We start from the raw sequence: 16,820 nt of genomic DNA on the forward strand, positions 1-16,820 counted from the left end.
CCTACTTATTAATCACCACAAATGGTGCCTTCCTAAGCAACCGAATCTCATAAATTAGCATACACGCCGAATCTGACTCCGAATAGAGGAAAAAAGAGGAATGATTTCCAAACCAATGGACTACAATAGTAACAAGTCTTCTATTCTATTACAAAATGATCGTCTCATAGAGACGTTCTGGCCTGTTCCCGTCCGCTTAAAGCTGCCTATACTTTCGATGAGAGCCTTCCTTCAGAAGGCTTTCCGTTGTTAGCTTTATTGTATCACAGCACCCAGCAAAACCACAGGCAGAACCAAGCTCATTGCACGCCATTTCTAAAATATTTTTACAGGAGGAATATATGATGAATTCACATCGTTCGGCTATGGATGAAGTTCGCATGGCTGCCAAGCTTGCGGATTTGAAAGACGAGCATTACCGCAATACACTGGCGCTAAGTACATTGATTGAACTACTGGTGGACAAAGGCGTAGTGACCCGTGAAGAGGTAGAACGCAAAGCCGCCGAGCTGGACAGCTTTATGACTCACTTACCTTATCCCAAGGTGTAGGACGATCATAGTACGTATCGCACAATCGAAACTCACTGTCCTTGTAAAAACAGCCGCGGTCTTCCATCGCCCCACGTACAGTCAGCTTTGCAAGTTCCATCATGTTGTGGTCGCGGCTCAAATGTGCCAAATACGTTCGCTTCGTCCGTCCTGTCAACAGCTCGCTAAGAATCGCGCCCGCCATCTCATTGGATAAATGACCGATATCGCTGAGAATACGGCGCTTGATGTTCCACGGATAACGACCCATACGCAGCATTTCCACATCATGATTAGACTCCAGCACCAATACATCCGCGTCTGATATCGCCTGTTTCACTTTGTCGCTGACATAGCCGAGATCGGTCGCTACACTGAGCTTCTCTGCCCCATCATAAAAGCTATACCCTACGGGCTCAGCCGCATCATGGGATATGCCAAAAGACTCCACGCGCAATGACTCAAATTCCCGCGTTGCGCCTGTCTCCAATATTCTGCGGTTATCGTCTGCAATTTGCCCAACAGCATTGCTGATGGCAAACCATGTCTTCTCGTTAGCATATATAGGTAAATTATATTTACGCGCCATGGCGCCTAGTCCTTTAACATGATCGGAATGCTCATGCGTGACCAAAATACCATCCAACTCTTCTCCGCTCAGATCGCGTTCTTTCAGCAATTCGTCAATACGCTTCGCGCTGAGACCTGCGTCGATGAGCAATGTCGTGTCTTCGTTCCGTACAACGGTAGCGTTGCCGGTCGAACCGCTCGACAGCACGGTAAATGAAATCCCCATATCTGTTCAAGACCCTTCTGTATGTTCTGTCTTTGGACTAATGACATCTCCGTTCATCTGCACATAGTACACACCTTTCCCGTTATCCATCATAAACCGCCACACGGGGGCAGCCACCTGGCTATCGGAGTTAAAGGTCTGTCCGTAATAACCGAGCCGGATATCCTTCACAATCGAGTCGCGCGGCAAATAACCGTCAATCAGCCTTGCCAGTGCTTTGGACGCAGGCAGCATTTTCTTTGCCTCATCCGAAGGCTGGAGATCGACCTTAATTTTGCGATACCCTGTAATCTTCTGATTGCTGTAAAACAGAGCCAGCTTCACATTAAATAGCGGCCACTTGCCCTGAACCAGCGGATGAAGTACAAAAGCATCTGCCTGTCCGGATGCCAACTCCTCCTGAACATCCAGCGGATCATACTGAAAGTTATCGATATCCTTGATTTGTGGCTCCAATGCCTCAACTAGCGCGTCATGGGTGAATACCAGTTTACTGTCCACCGGCTTCACCAGCTGCACACGATCATCCTTTTCTCTACTATGAACGTATGTGTAAGAAAGTTTAGGCAGCTGCGGGGTATCCCCGGGAATCGGAGCCAGCACCTGAATGCTTTTCTCTTCCATTAAACGCTGCGTATTTTCATCCAATGAAGTAAAATCCAGATTCGGCCCTGCCGTTTCCTGCGCATCATGCCACAGTTGATAACTCAATACCACATTGAGCAGCAAAAATGTACAAATCAATACGTTTTTGGCGCGGCTCCAATCCATTCCCGTTCCCCCTTCCTGTCACCTCTTTGTCTCCTGGTCTGGCTGCGTTTGTGTTGTATTCGATGCTGTCGTTACAGGGACAGCATGAATCTCAGCAACAGAACCGTCGCTGAGCGTAACGCGCCACTCAGGAGAAAGCTTCAATCCATCATTAATCAGCTCCGGCTGATATACGGGAGTCAGATCTCGAATTGTCTTCCCTTTGCCTACAGTCTCCAGTTGCTTCCTCAAGGGCTCGCCGCCCGGCAGCATAACCTTCTTCGAGGATTGTTCTCCTCCCTTGAGATACAGCAACGAACGTTCATAGACAGAAGCCGTTTCCTGCTGGATTTGCAGCGAAATCGTACCAAAGCGGAATGATGGTGTGTCCAGCACCGGATAAGCCCCATAATACTGCTGAAACATTACAGTCGTACGATTTTCATCGCTACTTCTCAATTTCAGCTGATACGAAGCATCCCAACCGCCATGCTGATTCACAAAATCAACCGCGGCGAGCACATCCCTAATCGGGCTACTTCCACCCGCCCCCGGCGCACTGGGATCGGTATAGCTCATCCAACGTTGCTCCTGCTTGATTTGCAGACTACGCTTGCTGTCCGTATAAATTTGGGAGCCGTCCTTCTCCTGAATATTGCGCGTAATCCCCGGATCGAAGAACAAATTCCGCTGCATTTGCTCCGTCGTAAACAACCCAGCATACACCACAGGCTGCACAGTTTCCAGGCCATTCACGGGAATGTAGTACTGATTATCCACCAGCTCGTACAACGGGGCATTTTCACCGAAATTCACATGCTGCCGAATGTCCTCTACCGTCATATCGAACTGGTTCGCCTCATACACCACATCGCCTCTGGCACTGAAAAAGAGCGCGTGTGGCTTGGCATTTTTTTCGTCAATATAGATCCAAATGCGGTTAATCGTCTCTCCCTGAAACACTGAATCTGGCGTCAGACGCATGACCCGCTCCAGTAATGAAACCGGGACTCCGCCTGAAAAAGATAATTCGATGCCTTCATTTTCGCTGCGAATCCGCGCCCAGTCTGCAGATTGAATACTTCGACGTTGAAAGTTGTTAAAGCTTCGGCTTTCCAGCCGTGTATAAATTAAATCGTAAAAAGTAACACCCGGATAAAAAACAGTATGCTTCTTCTCACCTTGGTGAATGAGCATTTTATCAGGAAACACGAGGTTCTCAATCTTTTTCTCCTGTCCCATGCTTTCGGTTTTGACATAGTTCGTTTCTGAAGTGAGTACAGAATCACTGCCCGGAAGGCGGTAAATCAAAAAATAAGTCTGTACCAGGCTGGAAGCAACCAGCAAAATAAGCGTCCAGGACTTCAAACGTTCCTTCACTGTGCTTCCCTCCCTTCACTCGACATGGGTAGCGTAAAGGTCGTACAGGTTCCCTGACCGTATTCCGACTCCAGAAAAATCTGGCCCCCATGCGCCTTTACAATTTCCCGGGCAATCGACAGTCCCAGTCCCGTGCCGCCCATATTACGCGATCTCGCCTTGTCTACACGATAAAACCGTTCAAAAATCCGGTCCAGGTCTTTTTTGGGAATACCAATTCCGGTGTCTTGTACCGAAATGGACAGCATTCCCTCACTGTTGCGGCGAGCTTCAATCCGAATACTCCCGCCCTCCGGCGTATATTTCAACGCATTGGACATCAGGTTGTCCAACACCTGCTCAATTTGGTCCCGGTCGATCACGACCTTACCGATTCCCTGCTCTACGAACATCCCTGAGCGAATGTGCTTTTGCTTCATTTGAAAGGAAAACCGATCTGCGACTTCGTCCAGCATCTCCATCACATCCGCAGGCTGCATCCGCAAAGGCGCTTCATTGGAATCAAGACGTGACAGATGCAGCAAATCCGTAACCAACCGGATCATACGCTCTGTCTCGTTGCGGATCACGCCCACGAAACGCTCTGCGAGTTGCGGTTCAGCCATCGCGCCATCATCCAGCGCTTCAGCATAGCTGCGGATGGTCGTCAACGGAGTGCGCAGCTCATGTGATACATTCGCTACGAATTCCCGGCGTGTCGTCTCCATCTCCTCCTGCTCCGTCACGTCTTGGAGCACGGCAATCGTTCCCGTAATGCCAAATTCCCGCCGATGAATCGGCGTGAATGTCACACGGATGACGATGGGTTCATCCTGACCGGCTGGCTCCAGCTGCAAGAGCGTGGAGGCCGAAGAGCCGCTATACAGGGCCTCGGTTTCCTCCGGATCGATCCCCAGCAGTACCGCGATATGCCTGCCGGTCATTTCGTTCTCGTTTACGCCCAGCATGGCACTGGCCCGACGGTTGACCAGAATAACCCGGCCATTGTCATCAGTAGCGACCACACCGTCGCTCATATTGGTCAAGATGGAGGAGAGCTTCTCCTTCTCCTCTTCATTTTGGGACAGCGCCTCACGCAGACGGCCTGTCATATAGTTAAAGGCCACGCTGAGCCTGCCGATCTCATCATCACCAAATACAGGCATCTGCTGGTCGAATTTGCCCTCGGCAACCTCTGTTGCATGACGTGTCATCACCTTAATCGGGTGCGTAATCGTGTGGGCCAATACCACGCCCAGCACAGCCGTCAACGCGAGCGCAATGAGCATACCTGAAAGAAACACATTGTTAATGCGTTTCATCGTATCGTAGAGCTCGGTCATCGAAGCGGCGATGTACACCGCGCCGACAATCTTGCCTTGGCTGATAACAGGCTTGGCGACGACCTTCTTGCGGACGTTATCCTCGTCCACCATGTATTCCTCGTTATCACGGATACCTTGGAGTGCGCGGCTGACCACTGTCTGCGTATTTTTGCGTCCGACATAATCGGCGTGTGAACCTTGGGAAGTAATTAATACTTTGCCGCTGGCATCCAGCACCTGAATTTCCGCGCCGCTGAAATCAAACAAATTATTCACGCGTGCACGCAGGCTTTCCACGCTGTCTTCTTCCATTTTGCCGTCACTGCCACTCAGATCCTGCTCCGCCAGCACGGACAACATCTCCGCCCGTGCTTGCAAATCCTGCGTAAAATTACTCGTGAGAGAGTTCTTCATCGAGCTGACAAAGTAGACCCCAATCAGCTGCATAGCCACCAAGATTAGCAACACATAGATAATAATCAGCTTTGCATGAATGGTACGAAAGAAAGACAGCCATCTCATGCCCGCAGGCCACCTTTGCCCCCGCTCACGATATACCCAAGGCCACGGCGTGTCAGGATGGTCTCCGGCTTGCTCGGGTTCTCCTCAATCTTCTCGCGCAACCTCCGAATGGTCACATCCACTGTCCGCACATCCCCGTAGTATTCGAAGCCCCATACCGCCTGGAGTAAATGCTCCCGCGTCATGACTTTTCCAGCATTCTTCGCCATGTAGTGCAACAGCTCATATTCACGGTGCGTCAGGTCAAGCGGTGTTCCGTTTTTGTAAGCTGTATACATATCCGTATCAAAAAAGAGGTCTCCCACGCGCAGCCCCTGCTTATCCTCCTGCGGTCGGCTTTCCGACGTGCCTGCCCCGCCGCGTTGCTGTCTGCGCATCTGTGCCTTCACCCGTGCCAGCAATTCCCGTGTGCTGAACGGTTTTGTCACATAATCGTCCGCGCCCAGCTCCAGCCCCAGCACTTTGTCGATTTCGCCGTCCTTGGCGGTCAGCATAATAATCGGCGTCTGGAGCTGATGCCCGCGCACCTCGCGGCATACATCCATGCCGTCCATGCCCGGCAGCATCAGGTCCAGTAGAATCAGGTCAGGCTGTTGCTTGACTGCGATATCCACCGCGGTGATTCCATCGAAGGCGCAAATCACCTGGTAGCCCTCTTTTTCCAAATTAAATTTCAAAATATCAGCAATTGGCTGTTCATCATCCACTACCAGAATCGTTCCTTGCATACAGCATTCACCTCTTTTCACGGATCATAATCTATAATTAACTTTCGTTTGTCAGTACCTATAAGATGTTTATTCTATTCTATCATACCCGTGAGCCATTCCATTACTTCTCCAGACCCTTTTCTTTACGCAGAAAAAAACCATGCCTGCACCTAATGTTAAGCATGCAGAAAAACATGGCCTTTCCCCTTGATTCTCATAAATCATGTAACTCTCGATATAAACATCCAATCTATCTTAAATACGTCATCGGATTGCGTGGCGTATTATCTTTACGAATTTCAAAATGCAGATGCGTTCCGGTCGAGCGTCCTGTGTTGCCCATGACCCCGATCGACTCGCCTTGCTGAACCACCTGTCCTACATGAACGCCAATGCTGCTCAAATGCCCGTACACGGTTTGGTAGCCGTTGCCATGATCAATCATAATGACATTGCCGTATCCATTCTGCTGACCTGCAAATGATACCACGCCTTCATCTGATGCGTGAATGTCAGCACTACCGACCAAGTCGACACCCTCATGCATACGTCCCCAGCGTGCGCCAAAGCTACTCGACATCGATGCGCCGGACACCGGCCAAGCGAACTGTCCTGATCCTTCTCCCACGACCTTCGTTCCTCTAAGAACCACCTCAGTAATAGACGGCTGCAGCACCTTTTGACCGAGCCATTCCTCTTGCACGACCTCACCGTTCTCCTTGGTCAAACGATAGTCCATCTCTTTGAGACCTGCTTGTCCCGGTCTGACCACTTTGGTAACTCCTGCCTTCAGTTCATCGCTCTGGCGAATCTCAATCTCAGGCTCGATGGCAATCTGTTCGACGACCTTCTCTACTGTTCGCACCGTAACCGGAGCCTTCGGAGCAGTAAGCTTCAATTCGTCCCCAATTTGCAAATATAGCTCACGCGAGCCGGGATTGTTCTGCTTAATCTCCCAAGCGGTCATATTAAATTTATTCGCAATCGACGACAAAGAATCGCCTTCTTGCACTGTATACGTGATAGGAGCCTCACGTCCCTCAGTCAACACTTTGACTGCTTCAGCCTCTGTCAGCACCTTGTTCGGGTCTGCTTTCACAGGCTCGTACGCGATTTTCTCACGGATACTGGCAGACTCCAGCCATGCTTTAGGGGTTTTAGTACTAGCACTCGCATGACTGCTGCCCACAGATGTTTTGCGAACCAGCCCCTTGATGCCTGTAGACGTACCCTCACCTACAGGTGTGTACTTCTTCTGTACTTGCTTTAAAGCCGCCTGTGCAGTCGCTTTGTCCTTTACAATGCCCACCGTCTGTCCGTTGACCTTCACTTCTACCCCTTTGGCATACGCTGTCAGCATACCATCCAGCTTCTTCAGCGTGGCTACACTGTCGATATCCGCTTTATATGCCTTCTCAATGTCTGTCGTTACCGCGCTCGTATTGAGCACCATATCGACGCCGGGATACTTGTCCTTATACTGTTTGCTCTTCGTTGCGTACAGCTGTTTAAGTTGTTGCTCATTCAAGATATTTCCGACCTCGACGCCTTTTACATACACTTTATAATAAGGAACTGTGTTAGCCCCGACATACTGATTACTCGCAAAAATAAGACTGCCTGCAATCACCACACCGCCTGCTGTCCAGCTCAACCATTTTCTCCGATCGCTCCACCACTTTGCTATTTTCCCCGCTTCCACAGCAGGCTTGTCTGCAACGTTTGAGTCTGCATTCCTGCTGTCTGGTGAATCCTGCTCCTTCAAAACCTTCATGACTCTCTCCTTTTCAGCATATCTTATCTCTATATAAATGCGTTCGTTATTGGTCTTTCACACTATGAATCTAGCCTGTATTCACAAGCATCTATGATATTAGTCGCTATCTACCATTGCATAGTTACGTAAAAGGTTTCAAAAATTTAACCTTTTCACAACACTGTTTACTTTAACATAGCCTTTACAAAGAATTCAACTACACTCCAATTCCTTCCTGACACGCAAAAAAATCCGCGCATGGCGCGGATTCTATAGTCCTATTTTGAGCATAAACATTTCCCATGAATTCATCGTTTATTTTCAGGATTTTGTAAAATACTCATTTAAGCAAATCCATCAGCTTGTTATATTCCTCTTTGGTCAAATACTTCGCAAGCACCTGCTGAATATCCTGAAGCTCCTGCTCGGTGAGACCGCCTTCCATCGCAGCTGATATTTTCTGCATCTCCTCCGGCGGCAGCTTATTCATCAGAATCGCAAAAATTTCCTGCTTCTGTGCCGCTGGTAAGTTGTTCTTCTTCTCCGTTAAATGGTCGGGCGTAATCACTAAATCATGGCCCTCAATACTCGTTTCGGGTGTAGCTGTACCTTCTGCCTGCTTCCGTGACTCGTTGCCTGATGTTCCGGCCGACGTGGCCCCCTCCTGAGATACCTTGCCATTGGCTGCGCCACCAGCCTCACTTCCGCTTTCTTCTACGCCCTGTCCCATGACAGGCAACGCATCATCAGGCGGTGTTACACTTCCCGAGCCACTTCCCGTCGTCTTGTTCTTCCCCGTGTCTGTGCTTTGGTCAGTACCAGTGCTGCCTTTTAGCCAACCCAATCCCCATATGGGCTGATGATCGAGCTGAATGTTAAACTGCCGCAGCAGCGATTGAACATAAGCATTAACGACTACACCTGTCACTGCAAGCGTTAGTGCGCTAACCAACACCACCGTCATTCCTTTTTTGAGCAGCCATCCAAGCCACCTCATATCCCGTTACCTCCTTATACGCATCCTGCCATGTGTGTATCATCATGAAGTGCATATAGATCAGTATTGACGAGATATGACGATTTTTAACCCATGGAATATGTAAAACTAGCACAATTCAATAGGAGATGCCACATTCTGATTGAATCAGCGCGTACGACGCACCCAGAAACGGAAAATGTCACTGCGGACATAATCCAGAGAATACAACACCTGCCTGTTCATTTCATCATAGTGAAGCTGCTTCAATAGTAATACCGTGGCCTGCGGATGCTTCAGCAGACGTGTCATATGTGCGTCGTCACAGTTTGGAACGGTAAGCTCGGAATACGCTCCGACGATTCGCACCCCGGCCTTGAACTCAAGACTCTGAAAAAGCGAGCCTGAAAAAGAGTCACCTTCCAGAATGGGTCCGGCTAATTTCTCTGGCATCCAGTTTATAGAGTGGGCTACAGCCTCTCCGTTGGCAGTGCGTGTACGCTCTAGGGCAATCATGGGCTCATTTTCGGAAAATCTCATCTGTTCGGCAATATCAGGAGGACAAACCGAAATTCTCTGAATGGATTCCAGTTGCTCGTCTTCCCGTAACCCTGCCGAACGAATCATGTCCCCGATGCTGTACAGGCGGTCCAGCGAGCTTGGAATACTCGGCAGCGGGCAAGTGGCAAACGTGCCCCTCCCGTGTTTTACTAGTAGCTTACCTTCCGATTCCAGTTGGCGAATAGCTCCCCGTAGCGTCGTACGCGAGACACGAAACGATTGGGAAAGTGCAGTTTCCGACGGCAGCCGATCCCCCGGACCCATTTGATTAACCTTCATATATTCTTCTATACGCTGCTTTATGTTCTCTTGTTTTGTTGGCACCGTCCGAAGCCCAGCCTTTCTATTGTGTTAAGCCATATAAATCGGATTCGTAAAAGCAATCATCATCACGCAGTCTTCCATGCAGCCGTAAAGCTCGGCTCTTATCCAGCCCTTTCCTAGCGGATCTTGCAATGACAGCGTATATTCTCCTGTTTGAGCAGGGATCTGAATCTCGGAGCATATTCCATGACTACTTGTCAGCAGAAGACGAAGATTCTGAGGCTTGAGGTTATAATGGGCTGCCCTTGCTTCCACATCCAATTGAACCGTCACCGATAGTGAATCCTCTTCAGTCAGCTCTATACATTCGCCGATGTGATAACGATGTTCTCTGCCCTTAATCTGTGCCCACATCGTCAGTAACGGTCCCATCGTAACTGACACTGAACCGTGGCGAATCGCCTCAACTGCCCGGCCTGCTAAATCTTCTCGCTCTTCTACTTCATCATGAACCCCCAGATACGTAACAGCCGGAAGTGCATCATCCGGTTTAGACACATGCCAGTCCCGACCGCTTACCGCAGTGATGCGATACCCTTGATTCAACAAATCGGTCCACATGGCAAACGCCCGCTGGCTATCCCGCTTAATAGATGGCATAAGCGTTGACCAGACCTCTATATAATCCACCTCATGCCAATCCTGAATCGTGTACTCCCAAAAGCACCCCGTACAGATCGGACTTCCAATCCTGAACGGATGGGCAATCCCTGCAATGCCTCCCTGCTCATGCACCTGCCCAATCCCCTCATGAATGTCATCTGGTCCTAGCACACGCCAGTCAATAAAGCGGTCAACCCCAAGCGTCAGCATATGCCCGTAAAAGGTCGTCCACTCCATCCCTGAAATGATCGGGAGACCGACCTGCCCCTGAACCCGTTCCTGACCCGCAAGTGCCGATTGCGTGTTGTGATCCGTCATAGCGATGCATTCAAGCCCCAGATTGACTGCGCTTTGAACAAGCTCCTCCAGCGTTTGCTTTCCGTCGCTGTGAAGCGTATGGGTGTGAAGCTCAGCTGGAATCCATTTAAGCATATGCTGCTTCCTCCCCCAATACATGAATTTGGTAGGCAAGCTTCTCGGTCACAACGGCATGCAGACTGACCGTAATCCGCCACATGCCCACCGGATGATCTCCTGCAAGGAATCCCGGGGAAGCCGCAGACGAACCGAGCCAATGCTCCTGCTGCATCTCGGGACGGTGCGCATTTCCGCGGTGACGGAGAGGATCATCGACAGACAGCGTTAATAAATTTTGCAGCGGTATATACTTCTTCCATAGATCGGATGAATGCCCCGGCTCGTCGTATCCGTATTTGCTCATGCTTTCCTCAATGATTTCTCGTGCTTGCTCTTGATCCTCCAATAACTTGGGCGTGTAAGAGAAGTGAATACGGATCGTTTCAGTCGGCTGTGGAATATGAAAAGAGTACGTAATATGGCTCTGGGTGCAGGTTCTGTCGACCGTTCCTTCCACATACAGTAGTCTGCTCATGACTCCCCATCCTGGCTAGACGGTTCATCCACAACATGTTTCACCATATCATTCACAGTATGTTCTTCATCACCTGACATGTCTTGGTCTGCCGCCCACAAAACACCTACGGGTTGAAGCCGCGTCAGCTCAATCACCCGGTCTGTACGAATACCTGGAAACTGCGGGAGGTTATCCTCGTTTAACGTAAAAGCACACAATCCAGCCACTTCCATACTGTCCGCACCGCCTTCCAGCAATACGGCTCTGATTTCAGCTATATCCTCAAGCACAGCCTCTCCAGATAGCTTGATCGTGGTAGAAAAATGTGACTCTGCCCCCTCATAAGCGGCTCTAAATTCCCCGAGTCTCAGATCATGATGGCACGATGAATACCACTGCTCCGAGCCATGAAGACGAAGCTGGACATCGACACAGGCATCTTCCTCACGCCGATTGAAGCCCGGCTTGGACGCTGGAGCCGATTCTCTGTCTGAATCCCGTAAGGGGTGTTTGGAAGTCTGGATAAACACATAGCTACGCTGGTGTGCAAGTGCAATGGAAGACGCTTGTGACGGCATTTCCAGCTCCTGCTGACGTTCCATCTCCCACCCAGTGACCTGATAGGCAAAAGGAAAACGGCTCATGACCGCCTCACGCGGCTCTTCCTCTGGCTTCCACTGGAAAGCAGGCGGCAGCATAAAACGATAGTCCGATGAAATGTCATCTTTAAAGTTTCCGTTGGTTGTTGCGGATTGGAGAACAGGATGCCCGCCCAGATCATAATTGCCATTAAACGCAGTCGTAATATGATGTGCCCCTTGGAAAACAGCTTCCAGAACATTGCCCCCTGCATCCAGCTCGACGCGGTACATCCATTCGATATCGGTGGTTCTTCCCCATTTGCTCATAAGCAGCGGCGCAGGCGTTCCTTCATCTTCATGGCTGAACATCATCTGGTATTCAATGACTGTCTTCTCCTCATTCCCTTCCACGGAATAGAACAAAACAAGCGGTGTATCCGTAAAGCGATTCTCATAAGGATGTGACAGATTACGGCCATATAAAAGCGGGGTATGGCGATAAATCAGCGATCTTGGAGAGGAATCAGCCACGCAGCGTAGTTCAACCCCGTCGATCCATGCTCGAGATACAAGCGGAGCCGATTCCAGTTCGCGAAATTCGGCATAGACTTCATAATCGCCTTCTTTTAAATATCCCAACAAACGGGTATACACTCCCTGACTGCTGCCATAGTACAAAATGACATCTTGATTATAGGCTTCATTCAGGTAGAGGCGTACGAAGGCAGATTCTCGATCTGTCGCAGCCCAGTCACTGTCTGATCTGGCGAACAGATCAAGCTCCGCGTATCCGTCTTCTGGCATGGAGAACCTAAACCGGAACCCGTTTCCCGGGCTGAGCTCAACCTCCGCCTTGTGTAAGGCAATCCGATAACCGCAATCCAGCAGATCCTTTTCCCACGCTCGCCCACTAAACCCGGTAATTTGCACCTCTGCTTGGCTGTTCATCCCTGTAACCTCCTTAGTGTATAACGGCGGTCTAGCTGGCATCCGCATCCTTCACCATTGTCCGAATATAAAAGTAGCCCATAAAAGAACACAGTAAAAACATAAACACTGCCATTGCACTGGCCGTATGCGTCTCCTGATAGCTGGAAAACACCTGCTGCATCGCAACACCCAGCACTTGTGGTGAGTTGGCACCAATCAGGAAGGGAGCCGTAAAGCTACCCATGATTCCCATGAAAATGAAGGTCACCGCAACCCACATCGTTTTGTAGGAAAGGGGTAAAATAAAGCGACCAAACAGCTGCATTGTGCTGGCTCCAGCATCTCTGGCACTTTCGACGACAGCGTTTGGAATGCTGGCAAGTGCCGAGCTGAGCAGCATGGTTGCGAACGGAATGTTGAACCACAAATTAGCCAGCACCAGGCCTTTGTAGTCATAAATAATCCTCGGAATCGTCTCAATGCCAAGCGGCAGCAAAAGACGTGCAGCCCAACCGTGATTACCATACATGGTAATGATCGCATACGTTGCAATTACACCGGGAACAAACATCGGAATAAAATACAACCGGCCTATCCACTTTACGACAACCCCTTTACCGAATCTCAGATAAACCGCCAAAGCATAGCTGATAACCAGAGTAAGGGCCGTCGAGACTAACGTGACATTAATGGTATACATGATATTTCTACGCATGGCAGGTTCTGTGAACAGCCGAATATAGTTGGCCAGGCCGTAGCCCGTTCCATATTGATCAATCAAGCTTTCCTTCACGGCATAGAGAATCGGAATAATAACGACGACCAGCAAAATGAGAAAAGACGGGATGACCAGGGCAAGCCCCAGCATCCCCCTTTTAGACAATGAACTCATGATCAACCGCCCGCTACTTCACTTTGCCAGCGTTTGTAGATTTCCTGCTGAAGCTCTCCGCTGTTAAAGCTGCGGTATCCAGAAGATACACTGTTAAATTTCTCTTGCAGCTCCGTTGGCATCAGATTCCACTTAATCCCCGGATAGCCGTACATTTTATTAATAACCACCGTTTGCGCTTCAGGCGTCAGTATATAATTCAAGAATTCCTGAGTTGCTTCTTTTTTGGAGGAAAGCGAAGGAACCATCAGATAAGAGGGTCCACCTGTAAAAGCAGGGTCGATCTGTGTCAGCTTCACGGTGTCTGGAAGCAGCCCTTTAGCCAGTTGTTCGAGCGCCATATCAGACCAGGCTGGAACCATGTCTACCTCTCCACTTGCTAAAATATCAAGCGTACCTTGGTTCTTCTTAGGATAGACTCCTTTTTGGTACATTGAAGGGCCCAGTTCCTTGAGCAGTGAGAAGCCTTGATCCCATTTCTTCATATTTGCCGGATCATCACTGTTCATCGCCTCTGGCGGAAGGAAATTATAGATAACCGTGTTCACAAATGAGCTGCCTGATCCACCTGTGGACGGGTCATTATAGGCAAACTTGCCCGGATGCTGGCGAATCCACGTGTACAGCTCGTCGGCTGTTTTCGGAGGTGTCGCTACTTTTGCACTGTTATAGGCAAGTACAACCGAAGAGGCACGGTATGGAATGGCCTGATTGTTGACTTGCTTGAGATACGTTTCATCAACATTCTTCAAATTTGGAACCTTGGCAGCATCCACCGTTTCCCACAGTTTCTCGCCTACCCCTTTGGTGATGTCATCCAGACTGCCTTCGTACAGGTCGATATCTGTATCGGTTTGTCCGCTTTTCTTGGCTGCGATCAGACGATCCAGTGTAGATGCGCCTCCGGTCCCTGCTGGCAAATACACCAGTTTGACCTTAACGTGATCATTTTTAGCTTCAAAGTCCTTGATTAACGTTTCCCACAGCTCTTTGACGTTCAAAGACCCTCCAGTGTACAAGGAAATTTCCGTCGTTCCCGTAGCGGCTCCCGCTTTTGTAGACTTGGCTTCCCCTGTAGCCGTGGCGGCATTACCGCCGTTTCCACAGCCAGCCAACAACGATAAACTAAGTACCCCTGCCAAAACCAGACCCATATTCTTTTTCCCAAACACGTTGTTGCCTCCTTTAGATAGTTGCACAAGTTCGCAGCATCACCAGATGATGCGTTCGTGATGGACATTGATGCGATATAGAGGTTGATCGTGAATTTTCACTGTGCTGCTGGAAAAGTAACAATTTTACTGAAGCTGAATCTGATGTGCTCTCCACTGCGCAGCTCGGCCGCTCGTTCACGCGGCACAAACATTTTCAGATGATGGGTACCGCTATCCAGCGAAACTTCCGCATAATGCCCGAGAATCATCACTTGTCTGATCGTTCCGGCTAGAGAACCATTTTCTTCCGTCGTCAGAACAATATCCTCTGGTCTTACACCAACCATGGATTCACCTGTGTATTCATGCTCTTGTGCAAACGGTATTCCGCTCACAGAGACACTGCGACCTGTGCTCACCCCCTTTAATAAATTGATACGGCCAATAAAACCCGCTACAAAAAGTGACTGTGGCTTGTCATAAATCTCCTGCGGTGAAGAGAGCTGTTCAATTCGGCCCGCATTCATAACGACGATTCGGTCAGAAATGGACAGCGCCTCCTCCTGATCATGGGTTACGAACACCATCGTCATCCCTGTCTGGGTCTGGATATCGCGCAGCTCCTCTCTCATCTCCATGCGCAATTTGGCATCAAGCGCGGAAAAAGGCTCGTCCAGCAGCAATACATCAGGCTTTAGCAGCAAAGCCCGAGCAAGTGCTACCCGCTGCTGCTGACCGCCCGAGAGCTGTCCCGGCGTTTTACGCTCTGCGCTCTCTAGCCGAACCAGCGCTAGCGCTTCCTTCACCTGACGGTCAATTTCTGTCTTCTTCACCTTTCGAATCTTCAACCCAAAAGCTAGGTTGTCATACACGGTCATATGCGGCCACAAATTATAACTTTGGAACACCATAGCCGTCGGACGCTTTTCGGGCGGCAGCTTGAGTACGCTTTTACCCTGAATCTGAATGTCGCCACTGTCCGGGTCCAAAAAGCCGCCAATGGAGCGAAGCACGGTTGTTTTACCACAGCCGGAAGGTCCCAGCAGTGTCACCAGCTCTCCCTTCATCACGTCAAGTGAAATGCCTTTGACTCCGTCTCCTGTCTTGAAGCGTTTGGTTAACTCTTGAATGGATAATTGAATGGGCATTAGCTTAGGCTCCTTTTTCAGGATTATGCAGACTCCTCTTTTGACCAATTACGTTATTTCACCTGAAACCCGCCTGCCAGTACATCCGCACTTACAAAACGCTTGGCTGCCAATAGCAGAATGATCGTTGGCAGAGTAAGAATGACAGAGAAAACAGCGCCCGTTGTGCTCGGATAATCAGCAATGATGGAATACATGATGACTGGCATTGTTTTATAGTCCGGTGTTCCGACAAGGAGTGTCCCCTGTGCTTCATCTAGTGAAGCAAGAAAGGTAAAGATGGAGGCGACTACAATGCCGGGCAGCGCCATAGGAAAGGTGACTTTCCAAAACACCCGAAATGGCCCGGCTCCGGCATCCCGCGCTGACTCCTCCTGTGCACGATGTACGCTGCGGAAGGCAGAGGAAGGAATCCAGGTCATATACATGAGCGTGTTTACCATATGGATAAGCACAATACCTGCAAAGGTGTTCATCAACCCGAATTGGTAGAATAGTACGGCAATGGACACATACAAACCCATTTTCGGAAAAGCATGCGTAAGCAGGAATGAGAAAAGAAACCACTTACTGAACGGGAAAGAAATCCGTGCAAAGGCATAAGCAGCAGGAATACATACGATAATGGAGCAGACCGTAACGGTAATCGCAATTAAGAAGGATAGGGAAATCGAGCTGAGTACATCATCCTGGGTAAGTACAAACTTCCACCATTCCAGTGACAAGCTCTGCGGGAGCGGTGAAGGATACTGCCATTTTCCCGAAACCGCCAAAAGGAGAAGATTGGTCAGAGGTCCCAGGAAAAAAATGACGAAAATGACAAGCACGATGAATTCCACAATTTTGCGTGTGCCGAGTGAGCGAAGATACCAGTTCATAATTCATCCCTCTCAAGACGTCTAGACGTCCGAATCTCTTTTCTATTTGGATTATAGAGAGGGTTTGTTATCACAAATCGACAAGGAAGATAAGATTATGTAAAGGGGGAGAAACCATTTAACACTTCACAGAATAAAAAAAGAGAGAGGC

The 16,820-nt window shown here is 49.4% G+C and carries 16 protein-coding genes; 1 reads left to right on the forward strand and 15 read right to left on the reverse strand.

What is annotated here, in order from left to right; genetic code table 11:
- Window positions 1-344 precede the first annotated feature (344 nt).
- Window positions 345-551 carry a hypothetical protein gene (locus tag KAI36_RS26805; protein ID WP_007433188.1) on the forward strand — a complete coding sequence of 69 codons (207 nt, stop codon included), beginning with the start codon at window positions 345-347 and terminating at the stop codon, window positions 549-551.
- Here the strand turns inward: KAI36_RS26805 and KAI36_RS26810 are convergent.
- The 15 genes from KAI36_RS26810 to KAI36_RS26880 form a co-directional block, all read right to left on the reverse strand.
- Entirely contained in the window at window positions 520-1,326 is an 807-nt protein-coding gene (locus KAI36_RS26810) for an MBL fold metallo-hydrolase (RefSeq protein WP_053326502.1), read from the reverse strand. The two genes, KAI36_RS26805 and KAI36_RS26810, sit on opposite strands and share 32 nt — an antisense overlap.
- A gap of 6 nt (window positions 1,327-1,332) precedes the next feature.
- Window positions 1,333-2,097: a two-component system regulatory protein YycI gene (gene yycI / locus KAI36_RS26815; protein WP_220026500.1), complete on the reverse strand. Its 765-nt coding sequence runs from the start codon at window positions 2,095-2,097 to the stop codon at window positions 1,333-1,335.
- A gap of 18 nt (window positions 2,098-2,115) precedes the next feature.
- Window positions 2,116-3,456 (reverse strand): YycH family regulatory protein, encoded by a 1,341-nt coding sequence (locus KAI36_RS26820; protein ID WP_220026501.1) that lies wholly within the window; start codon window positions 3,454-3,456, stop codon window positions 2,116-2,118.
- Complete coding sequence (gene walK / locus KAI36_RS26825; RefSeq protein WP_104497458.1) at window positions 3,453-5,282, reverse strand: cell wall metabolism sensor histidine kinase WalK; 1,830 nt, start codon at window positions 5,280-5,282, stop codon at window positions 3,453-3,455. The genes KAI36_RS26820 and walK overlap by 4 nt, the downstream gene beginning before the upstream one ends.
- Window positions 5,279-6,010, reverse strand: coding sequence for a response regulator YycF (gene yycF, locus KAI36_RS26830; RefSeq protein ID WP_071644132.1), 732 nt, complete (start codon window positions 6,008-6,010; stop codon window positions 5,279-5,281). Before yycF ends, walK begins: the two co-directional genes overlap by 4 nt.
- Window positions 6,011-6,242: 232 nt before the next feature.
- Entirely contained in the window at window positions 6,243-7,766 is a 1,524-nt protein-coding gene (locus tag KAI36_RS26835; protein WP_220026502.1) for a M23 family metallopeptidase, read from the reverse strand.
- 322 nt (window positions 7,767-8,088) lie between these two features.
- Entirely contained in the window at window positions 8,089-8,745 is a 657-nt protein-coding gene (locus tag KAI36_RS26840; RefSeq protein WP_220026503.1) for a hypothetical protein, read from the reverse strand.
- A 147-nt stretch (window positions 8,746-8,892) separates the two neighbouring features.
- A complete protein-coding gene (locus KAI36_RS26845; RefSeq protein WP_220026504.1) occupies window positions 8,893-9,609 on the reverse strand; it encodes a GntR family transcriptional regulator in 717 nt (238 codons plus the stop codon).
- 27 nt (window positions 9,610-9,636) lie between these two features.
- Window positions 9,637-10,644 (reverse strand): CehA/McbA family metallohydrolase, encoded by a 1,008-nt coding sequence (locus KAI36_RS26850; protein ID WP_220026505.1) that lies wholly within the window; start codon window positions 10,642-10,644, stop codon window positions 9,637-9,639.
- Window positions 10,637-11,104 (reverse strand): hypothetical protein, encoded by a 468-nt coding sequence (locus tag KAI36_RS26855; RefSeq protein WP_220026506.1) that lies wholly within the window; start codon window positions 11,102-11,104, stop codon window positions 10,637-10,639. Before KAI36_RS26855 ends, KAI36_RS26850 begins: the two co-directional genes overlap by 8 nt.
- Window positions 11,101-12,615, reverse strand: a complete 1,515-nt coding sequence (locus KAI36_RS26860; RefSeq protein WP_220026507.1) for a hypothetical protein — start codon at window positions 12,613-12,615, stop codon at window positions 11,101-11,103. Before KAI36_RS26860 ends, KAI36_RS26855 begins: the two co-directional genes overlap by 4 nt.
- Before the next feature lie 31 nt (window positions 12,616-12,646).
- Window positions 12,647-13,489, reverse strand: coding sequence for an ABC transporter permease (locus tag KAI36_RS26865; protein ID WP_023991131.1), 843 nt, complete (start codon window positions 13,487-13,489; stop codon window positions 12,647-12,649).
- A gap of 2 nt (window positions 13,490-13,491) precedes the next feature.
- On the reverse strand, window positions 13,492-14,661 hold the full coding sequence (locus KAI36_RS26870) for an extracellular solute-binding protein (protein ID WP_025723151.1): 1,170 nt from the start codon (window positions 14,659-14,661) through the stop codon (window positions 13,492-13,494).
- A gap of 98 nt (window positions 14,662-14,759) precedes the next feature.
- On the reverse strand, window positions 14,760-15,791 hold the full coding sequence (locus KAI36_RS26875; protein ID WP_029518944.1) for an ABC transporter ATP-binding protein: 1,032 nt from the start codon (window positions 15,789-15,791) through the stop codon (window positions 14,760-14,762).
- Between the two features lie 53 nt (window positions 15,792-15,844).
- The gene (locus KAI36_RS26880; RefSeq protein ID WP_220026508.1) at window positions 15,845-16,669 is read right to left on the reverse strand and encodes an ABC transporter permease; all 825 of its coding nucleotides are present in this window, start codon (window positions 16,667-16,669) and stop codon (window positions 15,845-15,847) included.
- Window positions 16,670-16,820: the final 151 nt, after the last annotated feature.

Origin of the sequence: Paenibacillus sp. S02 (assembly GCF_019454065.1) — a bacterium.
In the GTDB taxonomy this organism is placed as follows: domain Bacteria; phylum Bacillota; class Bacilli; order Paenibacillales; family Paenibacillaceae; genus Paenibacillus; species Paenibacillus polymyxa_B.

Bases quoted from the DNA above. Each gene is read 5' to 3' on its own strand.
- KAI36_RS26810 (WP_053326502.1), bottom strand. From the start codon at position 1,326: ATGGGGATTTCATTTACCGTGCTGTCGAGCGGTTCGACCGGCAACGCT.
- KAI36_RS26840 (WP_220026503.1), bottom strand. From the start codon at position 8,745: ATGAGGTGGCTTGGATGGCTGCTCAAAAAAGGAATGACGGTGGTGTTG.
- KAI36_RS26865 (WP_023991131.1), bottom strand. From the start codon at position 13,489: ATGAGTTCATTGTCTAAAAGGGGGATGCTGGGGCTTGCCCTGGTCATC.
- KAI36_RS26855 (WP_220026506.1), bottom strand. From the start codon at position 11,104: ATGAGCAGACTACTGTATGTGGAAGGAACGGTCGACAGAACCTGCACC.
- KAI36_RS26880 (WP_220026508.1), bottom strand. From the start codon at position 16,669: ATGAACTGGTATCTTCGCTCACTCGGCACACGCAAAATTGTGGAATTC.
- KAI36_RS26805 (WP_007433188.1), top strand. From the start codon at position 345: ATGAATTCACATCGTTCGGCTATGGATGAAGTTCGCATGGCTGCCAAG.
- KAI36_RS26860 (WP_220026507.1), bottom strand. From the start codon at position 12,615: ATGAACAGCCAAGCAGAGGTGCAAATTACCGGGTTTAGTGGGCGAGCG.
- KAI36_RS26850 (WP_220026505.1), bottom strand. From the start codon at position 10,644: ATGCTTAAATGGATTCCAGCTGAGCTTCACACCCATACGCTTCACAGC.
- yycI (WP_220026500.1), bottom strand. From the start codon at position 2,097: ATGGATTGGAGCCGCGCCAAAAACGTATTGATTTGTACATTTTTGCTG.
- KAI36_RS26835 (WP_220026502.1), bottom strand. From the start codon at position 7,766: ATGAAGGTTTTGAAGGAGCAGGATTCACCAGACAGCAGGAATGCAGAC.
- walK (WP_104497458.1), bottom strand. From the start codon at position 5,282: ATGAGATGGCTGTCTTTCTTTCGTACCATTCATGCAAAGCTGATTATT.
- KAI36_RS26875 (WP_029518944.1), bottom strand. From the start codon at position 15,791: ATGCCCATTCAATTATCCATTCAAGAGTTAACCAAACGCTTCAAGACA.
- yycF (WP_071644132.1), bottom strand. From the start codon at position 6,010: ATGCAAGGAACGATTCTGGTAGTGGATGATGAACAGCCAATTGCTGAT.